General features: G+C 74.4%; 15 protein-coding genes. 5 read left to right on the plus strand and 10 right to left on the minus strand.

Translation table 11 applies throughout. The annotated features are described in order from the left end of the window. Positions 1 to 333: 333 nt before the first annotated feature. The gene (locus tag QHG49_RS08040; RefSeq protein ID WP_145486533.1) at positions 334 to 1,350 is read right to left on the minus strand and encodes a ketopantoate reductase family protein; all 1,017 of its coding nucleotides are present in this window, start codon (positions 1,348 to 1,350) and stop codon (positions 334 to 336) included. A 24-nt stretch (positions 1,351 to 1,374) separates the two neighbouring features. Beyond that, the gene (locus QHG49_RS08045; protein WP_301488170.1) at positions 1,375 to 1,926 is read right to left on the minus strand and encodes a DUF1697 domain-containing protein; all 552 of its coding nucleotides are present in this window, start codon (positions 1,924 to 1,926) and stop codon (positions 1,375 to 1,377) included. A 303-nt stretch (positions 1,927 to 2,229) separates the two neighbouring features. Here QHG49_RS08045 and QHG49_RS08050 point away from each other — a divergent pair, with 303 nt between their 5' ends. Beyond that, positions 2,230 to 3,093 carry an aminoglycoside phosphotransferase family protein gene (locus QHG49_RS08050; protein ID WP_145486535.1) on the plus strand — a complete coding sequence of 288 codons (864 nt, stop codon included), beginning with the start codon at positions 2,230 to 2,232 and terminating at the stop codon, positions 3,091 to 3,093. Between the two features lie 38 nt (positions 3,094 to 3,131). On the opposite strand, the gene QHG49_RS08055 is transcribed toward QHG49_RS08050, so the two are convergent. Both QHG49_RS08055 and QHG49_RS08060 read right to left on the minus strand, forming a co-directional pair. Then, positions 3,132 to 3,854, minus strand: a complete 723-nt coding sequence (locus QHG49_RS08055) for a 3'-5' exonuclease (protein ID WP_301488173.1) — start codon at positions 3,852 to 3,854, stop codon at positions 3,132 to 3,134. A gap of 156 nt (positions 3,855 to 4,010) precedes the next feature. Continuing rightward, on the minus strand, positions 4,011 to 5,249 hold the full coding sequence (locus QHG49_RS08060; protein WP_145486537.1) for an SAV2148 family HEPN domain-containing protein: 1,239 nt from the start codon (positions 5,247 to 5,249) through the stop codon (positions 4,011 to 4,013). Positions 5,250 to 5,529: 280 nt separating this feature from the next. On the opposite strand from QHG49_RS08060, the gene glgX reads away from it, so the two are divergent. From glgX to QHG49_RS08075, 3 genes are all read left to right on the plus strand, one after another. After that, positions 5,530 to 7,638 carry a glycogen debranching protein GlgX gene (glgX, locus tag QHG49_RS08065; protein WP_301488176.1) on the plus strand — a complete coding sequence of 703 codons (2,109 nt, stop codon included), beginning with the start codon at positions 5,530 to 5,532 and terminating at the stop codon, positions 7,636 to 7,638. A 98-nt stretch (positions 7,639 to 7,736) separates the two neighbouring features. Next, positions 7,737 to 10,106 (plus strand): malto-oligosyltrehalose synthase, encoded by a 2,370-nt coding sequence (treY, locus tag QHG49_RS08070; RefSeq protein WP_201300694.1) that lies wholly within the window; start codon positions 7,737 to 7,739, stop codon positions 10,104 to 10,106. 447 nt (positions 10,107 to 10,553) lie between these two features. Beyond that, the gene (locus tag QHG49_RS08075) at positions 10,554 to 11,807 is read left to right on the plus strand and encodes a M14 family zinc carboxypeptidase (RefSeq protein ID WP_301488179.1); all 1,254 of its coding nucleotides are present in this window, start codon (positions 10,554 to 10,556) and stop codon (positions 11,805 to 11,807) included. A gap of 38 nt (positions 11,808 to 11,845) precedes the next feature. Here the strand turns inward: QHG49_RS08075 and QHG49_RS08080 are convergent, their stop codons facing one another. Both QHG49_RS08080 and QHG49_RS08085 read right to left on the minus strand, forming a co-directional pair. Then, entirely contained in the window at positions 11,846 to 12,253 is a 408-nt protein-coding gene (locus QHG49_RS08080; protein WP_301488181.1) for an SSI family serine proteinase inhibitor, read from the minus strand. A gap of 151 nt (positions 12,254 to 12,404) precedes the next feature. Then, on the minus strand, positions 12,405 to 12,968 hold the full coding sequence (locus QHG49_RS08085) for a DUF1707 and FHA domain-containing protein (RefSeq protein WP_145486541.1): 564 nt from the start codon (positions 12,966 to 12,968) through the stop codon (positions 12,405 to 12,407). A 202-nt stretch (positions 12,969 to 13,170) separates the two neighbouring features. Here QHG49_RS08085 and treZ point away from each other — a divergent pair, with 202 nt between their 5' ends. Then, on the plus strand, positions 13,171 to 14,916 hold the full coding sequence (treZ, locus tag QHG49_RS08090) for a malto-oligosyltrehalose trehalohydrolase (RefSeq protein ID WP_145486542.1): 1,746 nt from the start codon (positions 13,171 to 13,173) through the stop codon (positions 14,914 to 14,916). 70 nt (positions 14,917 to 14,986) lie between these two features. On the opposite strand, the gene QHG49_RS08095 is transcribed toward treZ, so the two are convergent. The 4 genes from QHG49_RS08095 to QHG49_RS08110 form a co-directional block, all read right to left on the minus strand. Beyond that, complete coding sequence (locus QHG49_RS08095) at positions 14,987 to 15,919, minus strand: aminoglycoside phosphotransferase family protein (RefSeq protein WP_301488185.1); 933 nt, start codon at positions 15,917 to 15,919, stop codon at positions 14,987 to 14,989. Between the two features lie 78 nt (positions 15,920 to 15,997). Then, positions 15,998 to 17,125, minus strand: coding sequence for an aminopeptidase P family protein (locus QHG49_RS08100; protein ID WP_301488187.1), 1,128 nt, complete (start codon positions 17,123 to 17,125; stop codon positions 15,998 to 16,000). Between the two features lie 218 nt (positions 17,126 to 17,343). Further along, entirely contained in the window at positions 17,344 to 17,883 is a 540-nt protein-coding gene (locus QHG49_RS08105; RefSeq protein ID WP_159706053.1) for a PDZ domain-containing protein, read from the minus strand. A 138-nt stretch (positions 17,884 to 18,021) separates the two neighbouring features. Then, positions 18,022 to 18,369, minus strand: coding sequence for a multicopper oxidase domain-containing protein (locus QHG49_RS08110; protein ID WP_370530565.1), 348 nt, complete (start codon positions 18,367 to 18,369; stop codon positions 18,022 to 18,024). Positions 18,370 to 18,405 lie beyond the last annotated feature (36 nt).

The following is an 18,405-nucleotide window of genomic DNA, read 5'->3' on the forward strand; positions in this document are numbered from 1 at the left end:
GCTCCGCTGCGGGGATGAGCGGTGTCGTTCCGGCCGTCCGGCGTGCCTCACCCTAGGGACAACGGGGCGGACTTGTCGCGTTGTTCGCGGAGCCGTCCCCGTACGAGTGAGGCCCGTGGTAAAAGCCGTCGCGGTCCGGCGTTCCCCTGTGACGTCGGACCGCGACGGCACTCCGTTCTGCGTCCCGGGGGACGCGGATGTCACAGGGGACGGTCATGTCGGCGCTCCACAGGGGCGGTTATCGGCCACTGTGGCGGGTGTCTGATCGAACTCCGGTTCACCGGAAGCGGAGTTCACCGTTCGCGGCCGCTCGCCTTTCGTTTCGGCGGTGGTTCAGGCCGACGCCTCCCGCGCCTCGTCGGCCAGCCGGACCAGGTCGGCGAGCGGCAGGGAGCCGGCCGCCCGGCGCTCGCGGGCGAAGGTGCGGGCGAGGCGCTGGAGGAGTTCGTTCAGCGGGGTGGGCACGCCGTGCAGCCGGCCGAGGAGGGCGATCTCGCCGTTGAGGTAGTCCGCCTCGATGCTGCCGGTGCCGCGCGCGAGGGACTGCCAGGAGGAGCCGCCGCCGCGCGGGGCGCCCGCCGGCGGGACCAGGTTCACCTTGTCGCCGCGCACCGCCCGCTGCTCCCCGACGCTCGCGTGGGCGATCCCGGCGGCGGCCAGCACGGCTTCCCCCTCGGCCCGTACCCTCGCGTACAGCCCCTCGGCGGCAGCCCCCTCGATGGGGCCGCTCAGGGCCTCCTGGGCGTTGGCGAGGTTGCCGAGCAGCTTGGCGTACTGCCAGCGGGCCACGTCCGGCACGACCGGCGCCTCGAAGCGCGCGGCCGTGAGGTCCTCGGCGATCCGCCGGGCGGTGTCGTCGGTGCCGCCCTCGGCGCGGCCCAGGTGGAGGATGCCGGTGAGCGGGGCGCCCGGGGCGGAGACGACGCCGGGTTCCACGAAGGTGGCGGGCAGCCAGACGCAGACGCCGTACACCCGGCGGAAGCGGCGCAGCGCGATCCGGGGGCCCTCCACGCCGTTCTGGAGGCAGAGCAGCGGCAGCCGTTCGCCGGCGGTGCCGCCGCCGGTCACCGGGGCGGCGGCCCAGGTGTCCAGGGCGGCCGTGGTGTCCTGGGTCTTCACGGCGAGCAGCAGGACGTCGTCGGCGCGCAGCTCGCCGAGCGGCTCCGGGCCCTCGACGGCCGGCAGCCGGTGCACCGACTCCCCCTCGGGGACGCGCAGCCGCAGCCCGTGCTCGGCGAGTGCCCTCAGATGCCCGCCCCGGGCCACGAGGACGACCTCGCGCCCGGCCTGGGCCAGCCGCCCGCCGACGGCCCCGCCGACCGCTCCCGCTCCGATCACGATGTGGCGCATGGCCCCGATCCCATCACACCCGCGTCACGCCGGTGGCGCGGTCAGCTCGGCGAGTCTCACCGCGGTGTTCCAGTTGCGGCTGGTGGCGACCAGGTCCTCGGCGAGCCGCGGGCGGCCGAGCGCCTCGGCGAGCCGGGAGCGGCCGAGGCCGTCGGGGGCGTACAGGTACAGGCAGCGGTCGCCGAGGCGGAACTCCTCGGGCAGGTAGGCGACTTGGTCGAGGTGTGCGTAACGGTCGGGGGTGACGGGCGCGGAGAGGTAGGTGACGTGCAGCTGCCTGGCTTCCAGTTCGGCGGCCGGGAAGGGGCAGGCGCGGACCACCTCGGCCAGATAGGCGTGGTCGCGCACCAGCACGTCCACCGGGAAGCCGAAGCGCTCCTCGATCGCCCGGCTCAACTCCCTTGCCAGGGACTCCTCGTCGCCCCGGTCGGCGGTGAACACGGCCTGCCCGCTCTGGAGATGGGTGCGCACACCGGTGTGGCCGAGGGTGCCGAGCAGGGCGCGCAGGTCGGCCATCGGGAGCTTACGGTTCCCGCCGACGTTGATCCCGCGCAACAGCGCCGCATAGGTCGTCACGCGCTCAGCTTAGAGCGGCCGTCGTGCCCCGTGGGGGCGGGCACGACGGCCGGAGCCCGGCCCCCGGGGGGCGGGCTGCGCGAAACAATGCCGGTTCGGCGGGGGCCGGATCAACCTCTGAACACAGCTGTGACTTGTTCAACAAGCTTTCGTAATCACAAAGTGGATCTCTGACGGCGGAACGGACATCCCATGACGCCCGGCGGGTGCCGGGCCGCCCGGATGGGAGACTGACCGGGGGGAACGGCGGCGCCGGCTCTCCCCGGAACGGCTCGGAGAAGACGGCGGCACGGAGGCACCACGATGGACGAGGCACGGGCGCGGGACGTACTGGCCGCGGCGGGCGTGCCCGCGGCGGGGGCCGGGGACGCGACGCTGCTCGCACTCGGCGAGAACGCGGTGTTCGCCGCCGGTGACCTGGTCGTGAAGGTGGGGCGCGACGCCGAGCTGCTGGAGCGGGCCCGGCGCGAGCTGGACATCGCCGGGTGGCTCGCCGGGGCGGGCGTGCCGGCGGTGCGGGCGGCCGAGCCGGAGCCGCGGCTGGTCGAGGGTCATCCGGTGACGGTGTGGCACCGGCTGCCGGACGCCGTACGCCCCGCCGAGCCGCGCGACCTGGCCGGGCTGCTGCGCCTGGTGCACGCCCTGCCCGCGGCGCCGTTCGCGCTGCCGCGGCGGGAGCTGCTGGGCGGGGTGGAGCGCTGGCTGCGGCTGGCGGGCGAGGCGATCGACCCCGAGGACGCGGCCTTCCTGCGGGCGCGCCGGGACGGCTTCGCCGCGGCCGCGGCCGCGCTGACGCCCCGTCTGACACCGGGTCCCCTCCACGGCGACGCGCTGCCCCGCAACGTCCACATCGGGCCCGACGGTCCGGTCCTGGTGGACCTGGAGACCTTCTCCGCCGATCTGCGCGAGCACGACCTGGTGGTGATGGCCCTCTCCCGGGACCGGTACGGGCTGCCCGCCGCGTCGTACGACGCCTTCACCGAGACCTACGGGTGGGACGTGCGGGAGTGGGAGGGCTGCTCGGTGCTGCGCGGCGCCCGCGAGACGGCCAGCTGTGCCTGGGTCTCCCAGCACGCGCCGAGCAATCCCAAGGCCCTGGCCGAGTTCCGCCGCCGGGTGGCGTCGCTGCGGGACGGGGACGAGTCGGTGCGCTGGTACCCCTTCTGATCACATCGGCCGTGGTCACATCGGCCGGACGGTCCTCGTCACACCGTCTCGGGCGTCAGGTCCCGCAGCGGCCACAGCCCGTCCACCACCGCCGTCGCGTCACCCTTGCGGCGCAGGAACGCCTGGAAGTCGGCCGCCCATTCGGCGTACCACTCGATCTGCCGGCGGTGCAGTTCGGCCGGGCCGAGGGCGGCGATCTTGGGGTGGCGGACGGCTATCGCGGCGGCGAGGCGGGCCGCGGCGAGGGCGTCGGCGGACGCGTTGTGCGCCGCGTCCAGGACGATGCCGTACTCGGCGCAGACCGCTTCCAGGTTCCGCTTGCCGCGGCGGTAGCGGTCGGCCCGCCGGTCGATGGTGTACGGGTCGATCACCGGCGCGGGGGCCGTCCCGCCGAGGCGGTCGGCGAGCGACGGCAGCCGGTGGCGGCGCAGTTCGGCGGAGAGCAGGGTGAGGTCGAACGCCGCGTTGTAGGCGACCACCGGGACGCCCGTCTTCCAGTACGACACCAGCGCCTCGGCGATGGCGTCGGCGACCCGGTCGGCGGGCTCGCCCTCGGCGGCCGCCCGCTCGTTGCTGATCCCGTGCACGGCGACCGCGTCGGCCGGGATCTTGACGCCCGGATCGGCCAGCCACTCCCGGTGGCCCAGCGGCTCACCGGCCCTGACCTCGATCACCGCGCCGGTGACGATGCGTGCCTCGCGCGGATCCGTGCCGGTCGTCTCCAGGTCGAAGCCGACCAGCAGCTCCTGGTGCCAGCCCATGGGCGGTCCCCCTTCTCGATGGTGCGTTCCCCCAGTGGTCTCCACCCTCGCACGGGGCACTGACAATCAGAGGACCGCCTTCCGCTTTTCGGCACGGACGACAGGGCCGACAGGGATGACACGGACGGCAGGGGCGGCGCGGACAGGAGGGACGGATCAGGACACAGGGCGTGAATCCGCCCATGTCAGCTCGAATTCCTCGCGGTAGGTCGGGAACAGCCCGGCTTCGCCCGCGTCGTCGGAGGTGACCAGGCGGCTGCCGTTGCGCAGCACCAGGACCGGCGACTCCATCCCCCGCGCCCCGCGCAGATAGGACTGCACCACGGCGATGCCGTCGGCGCCGTCGCCGTCCACCAGGTAGGCGGTGAAGCGCGGTGTCTCGTCGTACACCTGGATCTGGAAGGCGTCCGGGTCGCGCAGCCGGGAGCGCACCCGGCGCATGTGCAGGATGTTCATCTCGACCGAGCGGCTCAGTTCGCCCCGTTTCATCCCGAGTTCGCGCTCGCGGCGCTTGACCGAGCTGGAGGCGGGGTTGAGGAAGAGCAGCCGGATGCGGCAGCCGGACTCGGCGAGCCGGACCAGGCGCCGCCCGGAGAAGTTCTGCACCAGCAGGTTGAGGCCGATGCCGATGGCGTCCAGGCGCCGCGCGCCGCCGAAGATGTCCTCGGCGGGGAACTGGCGCATCAGCCGCACCCGGTCGGAGTGGACGGCGACCACATCGGCGTACCGGTCGCCGACCAGGTCCTCGACCGCGTCGACGGGCAGCCGGCGCGCGGAGGGCACGTCGCCGCCCGCGCCGAGCATCTCCAGGAGGCGGGCCGAGGCCCGCTCCGCCTGGCCGAGCACCGCCTGGGACAGGGCGCGGTTGCGGGAGACGACGTTGCGGGTCACCTCCAGCTCGTCCAGGGCGAGTTCGAGGTCGCGGCGCTCGTCGAAGTACGGCTCGAAGCAGGGCCAGTGCTGCACCATCAGCTCGCGCAGCTGGGGCAGCGTCAGGAAGCTGAGCACGTTGTCGTCGGCCGGGTCGAGCAAGTAGCCCTTGCGGCGGCTGACTTCGCGCACGGCGACCGCGCGCTGCACCCATTCCTGCCCGGCCGGTCCGGCGGCGGCGACCACCCACTCGTCGCCGTGCACGGGCTCGTACACGGGCCGCAGGACGGCGGCGACGACCGAACGCAGCCGCTGCTCCACGAGGTTCAGCCAGATGTAGGCCCGGCCGGCCCGCTGGGCGCGGGTGCGCACCTCGTGCCAGGCGTCCGCGCCCCAGTCCAGCTCCGGCCCGATGGAACCCGCGTCCATCGGCCGTGCCAGGGACACCGCGCCGGGCGGGACGTCCGCGGAGTCTCCCTCGTGACCCTCGCCACCAGGGGGCAGCTCCAGCCCTCCCGAGCCCACCCGTGCACCGCCTTCCGTCCCCGGGCCTTTCCCGTCTCAACGATCAAGGAAGGGTACTCCGGGAGCGCTGCGCGGTGCAGCCGGATGGACAGGTCGGTTCCCCGCCTGCTTTGCTCAACTGCTTGGCGTTTCCGGGCCGTTCCCCACCGTCCGCACACGAGGAGTGAGCGGATTCATAGCCGGGGGTACCCGGCCGGACCCGTTCCTGCTTTCGGGGAGACTTCGTGCCGTCGCGCGGACCGGCCCCCGGGCGGCCCGCCCACCTGGGAGAGTCATTGCCATGCAGGTCTGGCCTGGAGAGACGTATCCGCTCGGCGCCACCTATGACGGCGCCGGCACCAACTTCGCGGTCTTCACCGAAGCCGCGGACCGAGTGGAGCTGTGTCTGCTGCACGACGACGGCTCGGAGACGGCGGTGGAACTGCGGGAGAGCGACGCGTTCGTGCGGCACGCGTACCTGCCGGGGGTGATGCCCGGGCAGCGCTACGGATTCCGGGTGCACGGCCCCTACGACCCCGGGCGGGGGCTGCGCTGCAACGCGGCGAAGCTGCTGCTCGACCCGTACGCGAAGGCGGTCGCGGGCGCGGTGCGCTGGGGCGAGGAGGTGTACGGCTACCACTTCGACGCGCCCGAGCGGCGCAACGACCTGGACTCGGCGCCGCACACCATGACCTCGGTGGTGATCAACCCGTACTTCGACTGGGGCGACGACCGTCCGCCGCGCACCGAGTACCACCACACGGTGATCTACGAGGCCCACGTCAAGGGCCTGACCATGCGGCACCCGGGGCTCCCGGAGGAGCTGCGCGGCACGTACGCGGCGCTCGCCCACCCGGCGGTCATCGAGCATCTGACCAGACTCGGTGTGACCGCGCTGGAGCTGATGCCCGTACACCAGTTCGTCAACGACCACCGGCTGGTGGACCTGGGCCTGAGCAACTACTGGGGCTACAACACCATCGGGTTCTTCGCCCCGCACAACGCGTACGCCTCCTGGGGCGATCGCGGCCAGCAGGTGCTGGAGTTCAAGTCGGCGGTGCGGGCGCTGCACGAGGCCGGGATCGAGGTCATCCTGGACGTCGTCTACAACCACACCGCCGAGGGCAACCACCTGGGCCCGACACTCTCCTTCAAGGGCATCGACAACCCGTCGTACTACCGCCTCACCGACGACCCCCGCTACTACATGGACACCACCGGCACCGGCAACTCGCTGCTGATGCGGTCCCCGCACGTACTTCAGATGATCATGGACTCGCTGCGGTACTGGGTCACCGAGATGCATGTCGACGGCTTCCGCTTCGACCTCGCGGCCACGCTGGCCCGGCAGTTCCACGAGGTGGACCGGCTGTCCTCGTTCTTCGACCTGGTGCAGCAGGACCCGGTGGTCTCCCAGGTCAAGCTGATCGCCGAGCCCTGGGACGTGGGCGAGGGCGGCTACCAGGTGGGCAACTTCCCGCCGCTGTGGACCGAGTGGAACGGCAAGTACCGTGACACCGTACGGGACCTGTGGCGGGGGGAGCCGAGCGCGCTCGCGGAGTTCGGCTCCCGGCTGACCGGTTCCTCCGACCTCTATCAGGACGACGGCCGCCGCCCGCTGGCCTCCATCAACTTCGTCACCTGCCACGACGGATTCACGCTGCGCGACCTGGTGTCGTACGACGACAAGCACAACGAGGCCAACGAGGAGGGCAACCGGGACGGCGAGAGCCACAACCGGTCCTGGAACTGCGGCACCGAGGGCGAGACCGACGATCCGGACGCGCTCGCGCTGCGCGCCCGCCAGACGCGCAACTTCCTCGCCACGCTGATGCTGTCCCAGGGCGTGCCGATGATCAGCCACGGCGACGAGTTCGCCCGCACCCAGCGCGGCAACAACAACGCCTACTGCCAGGACAACGAGATCTCCTGGCTGCACTGGCCCGAGGACGGCGGGGAGCTGCTGGAGTTCGTGCGCACCATGGTGTGGCTGCGCCGGGACCACCCCGTGCTGCGCCGCCGCCGCTTCTTCCACGGCCGCCCGGTGGAGGGCAGCCACGGCCGGCTGTCCGACATCGCCTGGTTCACTCCGGAAGGGGCGGAGATGACCCAGCAGGACTGGGACGCGGCGGAGGCCTCCGCGCTGACGGTGTTCCTCAACGGCAACGCGATCTCCGAGCCGGGCCCGCGCGGCGAGCGGATCACCGACGACTCCTTCCTGCTGCTGTTCAACGCCTCCCCGGAGCCGCTGGACTTCCGGGTGCCGGTGAACCACGGCCGGCAGTGGCAGGTGGTGGTCGACACGGCCCGCGCCGAAGGGATCCCGCCGGGTTCGGGGGCGAAGGCGGGGGCGGGCGACCGGCTGGCCCTGGAGGACCGCAGCCTCATGGTCCTCCAGCGTCCGGCGTAGCGCGGTGTAGGCCATGTGGGTGAGCGCGGATGAGCCGCCTCACCCACCGGCCCGGTCCGGGTGACACGAAACGCGGCAGGGCGGGTACGTAGGTCCCCATGACCTCTGCGCGACCCGGACCGGGGGTGCCCACGGCCACCTACCGGCTCCAGCTCCAGCCCGCCTTCCCGTTCTCGGCCGCCGCGGCGGCCGTCCCCCACCTCGCCTCGCTCGGCGTGTCCCATCTGCATCTGTCCCCCGTCCTGGAGGCCGTCCCGGGTTCCGCGCACGGCTACGACGTGGTGGACCACACCCGTGTCCGCGCGGAACTCGGCGGCGAGGAGGGGCTGCGCGCGCTGTCCCGGACCGCCCGGGAGCACGGCCTCGGCCTGGTCCTGGACATCGTGCCGAACCACATGGCGATGGCGCCCGGCCACAACCGCGCCCTGTGGGAGGTGCTGCGCGAGGGACCGGAATCGGCCTGCGCGCGCTGGTTCGACATCGACTGGGACGCCGGGGGCGGCCGGGTGCTGCTGCCGGTGCTCGGCGGCCCGCTCGGCACCGAGCTCGGACACTTCCGGGTCGACGGCGACACGCTGCGCCTGTACGACCAGGTCCTCCCGCTGCGCGCCGGCACCGAGCGGCTGGCGCTGCCCGAGCTGCTGGACGCCCAGTGGTACCGCCCGGTGTGGTGGCGGCTCGCCCGGACCGAGCTGAACTACCGGCGGTTCTTCAGCATCTCGGAGCTGATCGGGCTGCGGGTGGAGGACCCCGAGGTGTTCGACGCCACCCACGCCAAGATCCTCCAGCTGCTGGACGAGGGCGTGGCCGACGGGCTGCGCGTCGACCACCCCGACGGGCTCGCCGACCCCGACGCCTATCTGGCCCGGCTGCACGAGGCGAGCGGCGGCCGCTGGACGGTGGTCGAGAAGATCCTCGCCGACGACGAGCGGCTGCCGCCCTCCTGGCCGGTCGCGGGCACCACCGGCTACGACGCGCTGCGCCGGGTCGACGGCCTGTTCACGGACCCGGACGGGGCGGTGGAGCTCCTCACGGAGTACCGGCGGTTCGCGGCCCCGCAGTCGGACCGGGGCGGTGTCTGGGACGCCACGGTCCGCCGGGCCGCCTACAAGGTGCTCACGCACGAGCTGGCCACCGAGACCGAGCGGCTCACCCGGGTCGCGGCACGGCTGTGCGCCCACTCCCCCGACCTCGCGCTGCGCGACCGGGCGCCCTGGGCGCTGCGCACGGCCCTGGAGGAACTCCTGGTCCGGATGCGGGTCTACCGGCCTTACGCCTCCGGGGACGCGGCCGCCGTCGTCACCGAGGAGGCCGCCGAGGAGGCCCGGCTCGCCTTCGTGGTCCCCGAGGAGGCGGCGGCCGTCGACGTCGTACGGCAGCTGCTCGTCGAGGCGCCCGGGGACCCGGCCGCGCCGGACCACGCCGACCGGCTCGAACTGCGCACCCGGTTCGCGCAGACGGCCTCCGCGCTGCGGGCCAAGTCGGTGGAGGACACGGCGTACTACCGCTATGTGCCGCTGCTGTCGGCGACCGAGGTGGGCGGCGACCCGGGGCGGCCGGGGATCTCCCCGCGCGAGTTCCACATGTACTGCGCCCGCGTCCAGGACGAGCGGCCGCTCACCGGTACGGCCGTCACCACGCACGACACCAAGCGCAGCGCCGACGTCCGCGCGGCCCTCGCCGTCCTCACCGAATGCCCCGGCCGCTGGGCGGAGCTGGTGACCGAGCTGACCCGGGCCGAGGAGGGCACCCCGGACGGGCAGCTGGCCTGGGCGGCCTGGCAGACGGTGTTCGGGCTCGGCCCGGCCGACGAGGAGCGGGTGCGGCAGTACCTGCTGAAGCATGTGCGCGAGGCCGGCATGTACACCAGCTGGACCGAGCGGGAGACGCCGTACGAGGAGGCGGTGACCGCCTTCGCCGCGGCCGGTCCCTGCGGGCCGCCCGGCGAACGCGTGACCGCCTTCCGCAAGGCGCTGGAGCCGCACATCCGCGCCAATGTCCTCGGCACGGCCCTGGTGCACCTGACGATGCCGGGCGTCCCGGACGTCTACCAGGGCACCGAGGGCGAGTTCCGCGCGCTGGTGGACCCGGACAACCGCCGCCCGGCCGCCCTGCCGCCCGAGAACCCGGGCGAGAAGGCCGCGTTGACGCGGGCGGCGCTGCGGCTGCGCGCCCGCAGGCCCGATGCCTTCGGGGCGTCAGCGACCTACGATCCGCTGGCCGCCGAGGGCCCGGCGGCGGAGCACTGCACGGCCTTCGCCCGCTCCGGGGAGGTGATCACAGCGGTGACCCGGCTCTCGCTGCGGCTCACCGGATCGGGCGGCTGGCAGGACACGAGCCTCCCGCTGCCCCCCGGCCGATGGGGCGATGTCCTGGACCCGGCCCGGCAGTTCACCGGCCGGGTACGCCTGGCGGACCTGTTCGGACCCCAGCCGGTCGCGCTGCTGGAACGCCTCACGGAGGAATGAGAAACAGCCACTCGGACCGCCGGACCACCGCTCACGGGTGGGTCGGCGGGCCGCCGGGAGCACAACAGCGCCGTGCGGGCGGCGGCTCCGGGGCGATCACGGCGGGGCCCCCGCCCCCCGTGACTCGCGGACCTCTCACCGAGGCCGAGGCCGAGGCGCAGGGGCGCGGGCGGGGGCGGGGGCGGGGCATGAGCCTGCCGTGCGTGGCATGCCGTTGCCCGCGTCGGCGAAGGGGATGGTGCGGGATGGTGCACGGGTGGCTCCCGGAGGCGGTGGGCGAGGTGTTTCCGACGCTCGCGGGGCGGGGGCCGCACCAGCGGTGAGCGCCGTGCGTGCGGTGGCCCCGGCTCCGGTCGGCACATGCCGCCCGGGCATCCGGCCACACGCTTGACAGCCACCGCGCACCGTGCGGGACTGGGAGGGCGAAGCAGGGCGGACGAATCGGGGGTGAGTCTCCTGCCGGAGCTGCGCTATCCCAGCGTTCCCGAACTGGTGGCCTCCGCACGGGCGTTGGCCGCCTCGGAACCCGGGCTGTGCGCGCTGCGGCAGGTGGGCCGCTCGCGCGCGGGGCGTCCCCTGCACCTGCTGTCGGTGGGGCACGCACGGCGGTCGGTGCTGGTGGTGGCGGGCGCCCACGCCAACGAGCCCACCGGCGGCTCCACTTTGCGGGTACTGGCCCAACGGGTCCTGGCCGAACCCGAGTTGCGCTCCGGCATCTCCTGGCACTTCCTGCTGTGCGCGGACCCGGACGGCGCCGCCCTCCATGTCACCCCCGCCCCGCGCAGCCTGCTCGACTACCACCTCGGCTTCTACCGGCCCACGGGCGCCGAGCAGCCGGAGTGGTCGCCGTCCGTGCTGCCCCCGGACCGGCTGCCGCCCGAGACCCAGGCGCTGACCGGGGTGATCGACGAGCTGCGCCCCTACCTCCAGGTGACCCTGCACGGCACCGATCTGGGCGGCAGCTGGGTGCAGTTGACCCGGGACGTGCCGGGTCTCGCGGAGCCGTTCGCCAAGTCGGCGGCCCAGCTGCACATCCCGGTGGAGACCGGCGCCTCGGACGCCGCGGGCTGGCCGGCGTCCGGGCCCGGGGTGCATGTGATGCCGGGCCCGGAGACGGGCGTGGCCTACCCGAGCATGCCGGACGACGCCCGGCACAGCACCTGGTACCACGCGCATCGCTACGGGGGTCTGACGGCCGTGGTGGAGGTGCCGATGTGGGCCAGCGACCTGGTGGACGACCCGGCGCCGCACCCGGCACCGGCGGCGGCGATACGGCGCCTGGCCCGGCGGCTGCTGCGGGACTCGCTGGAGGTGGAGCGGGTGCTCGCGGAGGCGCTGCCCCGGCTCGACGGCGCCGAGGGGCCGCTGCTGCGGGCCGCGCGCTGGGCGCTGGAGCTGATCCCGGGCCTGGCCGCGGACTGGATCCACACCGCGCCGGCCGCCACCACGATGGCGTACGTCGGCAGCGTGGACGCGTTCGGGCGGCGGCTGCCGCTGCGGGCGGCCGCGATGCTGCTGCGGGTACTGCGGGAGAGCGGCGACCGGGCGGCGCCGGACCTCGAACGGCTCGTGGCCGCCTGGTCCGACGCCTTCGCCCAGCGCTTCCGGGCCCGCTGGGTGCCGCTGGACCACCAGGTGGAGCACCAGTCGCGCACGGTGCTGTTGGCGGCCCGGCAGGCCCGGGAGCAGGCGTATCAGTAGGGACACCGGCCGGACGGGCGGCGCCTGGGGGCCGCCGGTCAGTCGCCGAGGTCGAAGACCGACCCCGTTCGCGCCCGCAGTTCACAGGAATTGGTGTAGGTCCGCCGGAAGTCGACCAGCCGGCCGTTCCAGCGGCCGCGCGCCGTGGCGGTGACCGGGGAGTAGATCCGCGGGCAGAACACCTTGCGGGCCGGGATGCGGTCGATGTCGCCGCGGGCGACGGCCAGTTCGGCGCAGGCCTCGGCCGCGTACGGATGGCCGTGGGGCGGCAGGCAGCGCAGCAGGGCGCTGCGGCCGCTGTCGGCCCGCAGGCCCGAGCGGGTGATCGTGAGGTGCAGCCGGTTGCCGTGCGGATGGGGTACCGCCTGGGCGGGGCCCGCGGCGAGGAGACCGGCGGTGGCCAGCAGCACGCCGGCGGCCGCGGTCGCTCTGGTGAAGTACGTCATGCCCGTTGCATCGGCAGGACGTCCGCCGTTCCGCAGTGCGGGTCACCCGTTCGCGCGACCGCGGCGCCGGGGCCGGGGCCGCACGCTCGGCTCAGCCCACCTCGGCTCGGCTCGGCTCGGCTCAGCTCAGCTCAGCTCAGCTCAGCTCAGCTCAGCTCAGCGAGAGCCGGTACGCCACCCGCCCGAACGCCACCTGGTCGCCCTCGCGGACCGCGACCGCGCCGATCACCCGGCGGCCGTTGACGGTGGTCCCGTTGGTGGAGCCGAGGTCCCGCAGGATCCACAGCCCGCCCTGGTGGCTGAGTTCGGCGTGCACCCGGGAGACCGTCTCATGGGTCAGCCGCAGCCCGTTGCCCGGATCGCGGCCTATCCGCAGCGGGCGGGTGTGGGCCGGTCCCGGCAGCAGCAGCTTGGGCAGCCGCTCGGCCTGCCAGGCGCGGCGCAGTCGTACCGTGAAGCCGGAGACGGCCTCCACGGTGCCGAAGACCGCGCGGGACAGGCGGTTCTCGCGGGGCAGGTCGGCGACGAGGACGGCGAGTTCGTCGGCGTGGCGCGCGGCGAGCGCCAGTTCCATGCGGCGCACGAACGTCTCGTGCGACAGCCGGCCCTTGGCCGCGCCGTCCCGCAGCACCTCCAGCGCCGCTTCCCGCTCCGTGTCGGACAGCCGCGCGGACGCCGGGGCCGGGGCGGTGGGGAACTCGAAGGACGACGTCACGCCTGTGATTGTCGGTCAGTGGGCCGCGAGTGTCCAGAAAACGGGTAATCGGCGCCCACGGGCCGGTACTTCCGCGCGGCCCGCCGGGGAACATCGCACGACACCTGGAGGGAAAGGCGCCGATTGAAGGGGAGATCGACGGCGGGGGCGGGCACGATGGGAGCGCGGGACATCACGGTGAACAGACGAAGGGGAACCGTCCGTGCAGTTCGAGGTGTGGGCACCGCAGGCAGACCGGGTGACGCTCCGGTGCGAGGGCGCCGCGCGGGCGTTGGCGCGCGATCCGGAGCGCGAGGGCTGGTGGAAGGGGGAGGCGACGGCGGGTGACGGCGCCCGGTACGGATTCGCGCTGGACGACGGTCCGGTGCTGCCCGACCCGCGCTCGCGCCGCCAGCCGGACGGGCCGGACGGGCTCAGCGCGGTCGTGGACCAGGAGCGGTACCGGTGGCGGGTGCCGTGGCCGGGGCGGGAGTTGCCGGGCGCGGTGCTCTACGAGCTGCATGTGGGCACGTACACCCCCGAGGGCACCCTGGACGCGGCGGCGGACCGGCTCGGTCATCTGGTGGAACTGGGCATCAGCCACGTGGAGTTGATGCCGCTGTGTCCGTTCCCCGGGCGGCACGGCTGGGGGTACGACGGGGTGTCGCCGTGGGCGGTGCACGAGCCGTACGGCGGCCCCGAGGCGCTGAAGCGGTTCGTGGACCGGGCGCACGAGCTGGGACTCGGTGTCGTCCTGGACGTCGTGCACAACCACTTGGGGCCCTCCGGCAATCATCTGCCGTCCTTCGGGCCGTACTTCACCGACACCCACACCACGCCGTGGGGCGCGGCGATGAACCTGGACGCGCCCGGTTCGGACGAGGTGCGCGCGTTCCTCGTCGGCAGCGCGCTGGCGTGGCTGCGGGACTTCCGGCTCGACGGGCTGCGCCTGGACGCGGTGCACGCGCTGTACGACACCCGGGCCGTCCACTTCCTGGAGGAGCTGTCAGCCGCCGTCGACCACCTCGCGGCGGAGGTGGACCGGCCGCTGTTCCTGATCGCCGAGACCGACCTCAACAACCCCCGCTTCATCACGCCGCGCGCGGAGAACGGGCTCGGGCTGCACGCGCAGTGGAACGACGACTTCCACCACGCCCTGCACACCGCGCTGACCGGCGAGTCCCAGGGCTACTACGCGGACTTCGCGCGCGATCCCTTCGCCGCGCTGGCCAGGACGCTCACCGGGGGCTACTTCCACGACGGCACGTACTCCGGTTTCCGGGGCCGGCACCACGGGCGACCGCTGGACCGGGCGCGGGTGGCCGGGCACCGGCTGCTCGGCTACTCCCAGACCCACGACCAGATCGGCAACCGCGCCCAGGGCGACCGGCTCTCCGCCCGGCTCTCCCCCGGCCTGCTGGCCTGCGCGGCGACGCTGGTGCTGACCGCGCCGTTCACCCCGATGCTGTTCATGGGCGAGGAGTGGGCCGCGGGCACGCCCTGGCAGTACTTCGCCGACCATACGGACCCCGGACTCGCGGAGGCGGTACGGCGCGGGCGGCGCCGGGAGTTCGCGGCGCACGGCTGGGCCGAGGAGGACGTACCGGACCCGGGGGACCCGGCGACCCGGGAGCGCTCCTGCCTCGACTGGTCGGAACCCGAACGGGTGGCGCACGCACGGATGCTGGACTGGTACCGGCGGCTGATCTCGCTGCGCCGCGACCAGCCGGACCTGACCGACCCGGACCTCGCCGACACGAAGGTCGCCTACGACGGGCAGGCCCGCTGGCTGGCCTTCCGGCGGGGCGACGTACGGGTCGCGGTGAACCTGGGCGAGGAACCGGCCGCCATCCCGCTGGGCTCCCGCCCGGCCCTGGTCCTCGCCGCGTGGGAGCCGGTCGAGCCGCCGGGCGCGGACGGCATGCTCCAGCTGCCCGGGGAGTCGTGCGTGGTGCTCAGCCAGCCCTGAGACGGAAAGAAGCAGCCCTGAGGGGAGGATTCCTGAGGCGGGGGGGGAAGTAGCCTGAGGGGAACGCCCGTTACGGCTCCTCCCCCGCCGTCTTGAAGTCCGTCACCCGCTCCAGCAGGATCGGCTCCCACGCCCGGTGCAGCCGGCTGCGCAGCAGCGTCGGGTCGCCGGGAGCGCGGTCGTCGAGGCGGTCCATCAGGCGCAGCACCGTGTCGCAGCGGGCGAGCCAGAGGCCGCGCAGGCAGGGGCGGGCCCCGTACCCGGCGAGGGTGGCGGCGCGGACGGCGGCCGGGGAGCCGACGGCGACGGCGAGCCCCGCGATGTCCTCGGCGGGATCGCCGAGCGCCGCCTCGGTCCAGTCGAGGACGCCGCGCACCCGCCCGTCGGCGCTGACCACCACGTGTTCGCCGGTCAGCCCGTGGTGGGTGAGCACGGCGACACCGGGCTGCGCGGCCAGCTGGGCGGCCCCGGCCGGGGTGAGCTGGTACATCGGCGCGGCGTCGAACTCGTCGGCGGCGGCGAGCCGTTCGGCCGCGTGCACGGCCATCCGGCGCAGCGCCTCCAGGGAGCGCGGGGCGGCACGCGGCACGCCGAGCGCGTCGGCCTGCCGTACCGGCACCGCGCGCAGCCCGGTGAGCAGTCCGGCGAGATCGGCCTCGCCGGCCGCCGAGACCTCGTGCTCCTCGGCGGTGCCGCCGGGCACCACGGTGTCCAGGGTGCAGGCGAGGCCGGGCGCCCAGTCGGCGTGCGCGACGCCGACCGGCACCGCGACCGGGACGTGCGGCCGGACCAGGGCGCGCAGCCGCAGTTCCCGGCGGCGGCGGGCGGACGCCTCCCGGTCGGGGGCGAGCCGCAGCACCTGGCGGGTGCCGACCCACCAGGTGTACGCGTGCCCCTCCCGGACAGGCCGGACGTCGGGTCCGTCGCCGTCCGGGCCTTCCTTGAGCAGCGAACGGACCAGCTGGCGGACGGTGTCCGCGGTGGGGGTCGGTGCCTGGGTCATGGATCGCGCGTTGCCGTTCCGGGTGTCGTCGGGGTGGTCGCCCGGGGCCGCCTCGGACCCGGGCTCGGGCTCGTGCCGTCAGTCCACGGTCACCATCTCGCGGCCGGTGTTGTTGAGGCGGCGGCCGCCGTCCTCGGTCACCGTCACGATGTCCTCGATGCGCACCCCGAACCGGCCGGGCAGATAGATGCCGGGCTCCACCGAGAAGCACATCCCGGGCACCAGCGGCAGCTCCTCGCCCTCGATCATGTACGGCGGCTCGTGCGTGGTGACGCCGATGCCGTGCCCGGTGCGGTGGATGAAGTACTCGCCGTACCCGGCGTCGGTGATCACCGCGCGGGCGGCCCGGTCGACGTCCTGGCAGGCCACGCCCGGCCGCACCGCCTGGTAGCCGGCCTCCTGGGCCTCGCGCACGATGTCGTGGACTTGGCGCTCCTCCTCGGTGGGCTCGCCGACGTGCACGGTGCGCGTGGTGTCGGAGCCGTAGCCGTCCTTCAGGCCGCCGAAGTCGAGGACGACCATGTCGCCGCGCCGGATGACGCGGTCGCCGACCTCGTGGTGCGGGTTGGCGCCGTTGGGTCCGGAGCCGACGATGGTGAAGTCGACCTGGGAGTGGCCGAAGCGGCGCAGCAGCGCGGCGAGGTCGCGGCCGAGGTCGGACTCGCGGCGCCCGGCGAAGGTCACCTTGCGGATCTCCTCGAACGCGGCGTCGGCGGCGGCTCCGGCGGCCGCGAGCAGTTCCACCTCGGCGGCGTCCTTGACCGCGCGCAGCATGGGCAGGGAGTCGGTGAGGGCGGCGTACGAGCTGTCGGGCAGGGTGCGCTGGAGGCCGAGGACGTGCATGCCCCAGGTGTTGTCGCTGATGCCGTAGCGGCCGCGGCCGTCGAGCAGCTCGGCGGTGACGGCGTAGGGGTCCTTGCCGTCGGTCCAGTCGCGCAGGGTGAGCGCCTCGCCCGCGACGGAGTGCTCGGCGTCCGGGGCCTCCAGGGTGGGGACGACCAGGACGGGGTCCTGGCCGGGGGCGAGGACCAGCAGGGTGAGCCGCTCGGTGACGGCGGTGGGGGTGTAGCCGGTCAGCCACACCATGTCCGGGCCCGGCGCCACGAGCAGCCCGGCGAGTCCGGCGTCGGCCGCGGCACGCGCGGCACGCTCCATGCGGGCCTTGTGGTCGGCTGCGCTGAAGGGCGTGGTCGTCCTACCGGTCATCCGGGCCTCCGGGCGGTTCTGGCTGGTCGGGCAGGTGCCGGGGCGCGCGGAAGGCACCCCGGGCAGCATCCTGCCCGCCCGGACCGGGCCACGCGACCCGATCGGACGATCCCGCGTCCGCCGGGCACGGCGCGGCCGCGCGCGCGGCGGGTCGCAGAGGTCGGCAGGACCTACGGCACCCGGCCGTCATGGCCGGCGGCCCCCGGACCCCGCCGCGCTCAGGTCACCACGCCCGGCACCACCGTCAGCTGCTGGAATCCGCCGCCGCTGTGCCGCACGGTGAGCAGGATCTCGCTGCCGGGGCGGGCGCGGGCGACGGCCCCGGCCAGGTCGGCGGCGGTGTCGACGCGGGCGCCGCCGAACTGGAGCAGGACGTCGCCGCGGGCCAGGCCCGCCCGGGAGCCGGGGCCGGGCGTGTGCACACCCACCACCAGCGCGCCCGGGCTGCCGTAGTCGACGGCCTCCACGCCCAGGGTGGCCTTGGGTCCGCTGTCCCGCGCGGGCGGGGCCGCGGCCGGGGGGTGCGGTTCGGCGCTCTGCCCCGCGCCGAGCACCGTGGCGCCGACCGCGCCGATGCCCACGCCGGACAGCACCAGCAGGGTGCCCGCGCAGACGCCGAGCAGCAGGGTCCGCAGCCGCCGTACGCGCCGGGACGCGGCGTGCGGATGGTGGGCGGGGCCGCCGCCCGTGCGAGGGCCGCCGCCCGTGCGGGGGCCCCGGCCGGGCAGCGGCCTGGGCCGCAACGCAGTGTGTTCCATGGTTCGCTCGCCTCCGGCCGGTCATCTACCCGGCGCACCGGCCGGCGACGAGACACGAACGAGTGAGACTGACGGGGCGCCCGCGGCGGGTAGTCACTACGGACACCCCGCGCACCGGCCCCGGCCCCGGCCCCCCACTCAGGGTCGGCTCAGCCCATGTGCCCTCCGTGGCCGCCGTCGTGCGCCCCGTCGAAGGCCCATGACCCGCAGCGGCTGGCCGCCGGGCACCCTGAAGACGTCCTTGTACCCCTGCTCGTTGGGCGCGAGCGGGATCGCGGTGCCCGCGTCGTGGCGGATCGGGGCGCGGGTGCCGCCGGCCGCCGGGTCGAAGCCGGAGACGTCGTGGGCGTCCCGGCCCAGCAGCTGGAAGTCGGCCAGGTGGATGTGCATGGGGTGCACGATGGGCGCGAGGTCGAGGAAGCTCCACTGCTCGTGGTCGTGGTACCACCGCTGGGTCGTCTGGTGGTCGTTCGGGTACTCCGACAGCTGGGCTCCGCCGGCGCCGACCGCGTTGTCCGCCCA

Origin of the sequence: Streptomyces sp. WP-1 (assembly GCF_030450125.1) — a bacterium.
Lineage (GTDB): Bacteria > Actinomycetota > Actinomycetes > Streptomycetales > Streptomycetaceae > Streptomyces > Streptomyces incarnatus.

Bases quoted from the DNA above. Each gene is read 5' to 3' on its own strand.
- QHG49_RS08040 (WP_145486533.1), bottom strand. From the start codon at position 1,350: ATGCGCCACATCGTGATCGGAGCGGGAGCGGTCGGCGGGGCCGTCGGC.
- QHG49_RS08050 (WP_145486535.1), top strand. From the start codon at position 2,230: ATGGACGAGGCACGGGCGCGGGACGTACTGGCCGCGGCGGGCGTGCCC.
- QHG49_RS08055 (WP_301488173.1), bottom strand. From the start codon at position 3,854: ATGGGCTGGCACCAGGAGCTGCTGGTCGGCTTCGACCTGGAGACGACC.
- glgX (WP_301488176.1), top strand. From the start codon at position 5,530: ATGCAGGTCTGGCCTGGAGAGACGTATCCGCTCGGCGCCACCTATGAC.
- treY (WP_201300694.1), top strand. From the start codon at position 7,737: ATGACCTCTGCGCGACCCGGACCGGGGGTGCCCACGGCCACCTACCGG.
- QHG49_RS08080 (WP_301488181.1), bottom strand. From the start codon at position 12,253: ATGACGTACTTCACCAGAGCGACCGCGGCCGCCGGCGTGCTGCTGGCC.
- QHG49_RS08095 (WP_301488185.1), bottom strand. From the start codon at position 15,919: ATGACCCAGGCACCGACCCCCACCGCGGACACCGTCCGCCAGCTGGTC.
- QHG49_RS08100 (WP_301488187.1), bottom strand. From the start codon at position 17,125: ATGACCGGTAGGACGACCACGCCCTTCAGCGCAGCCGACCACAAGGCC.
- QHG49_RS08105 (WP_159706053.1), bottom strand. From the start codon at position 17,883: ATGGAACACACTGCGTTGCGGCCCAGGCCGCTGCCCGGCCGGGGCCCC.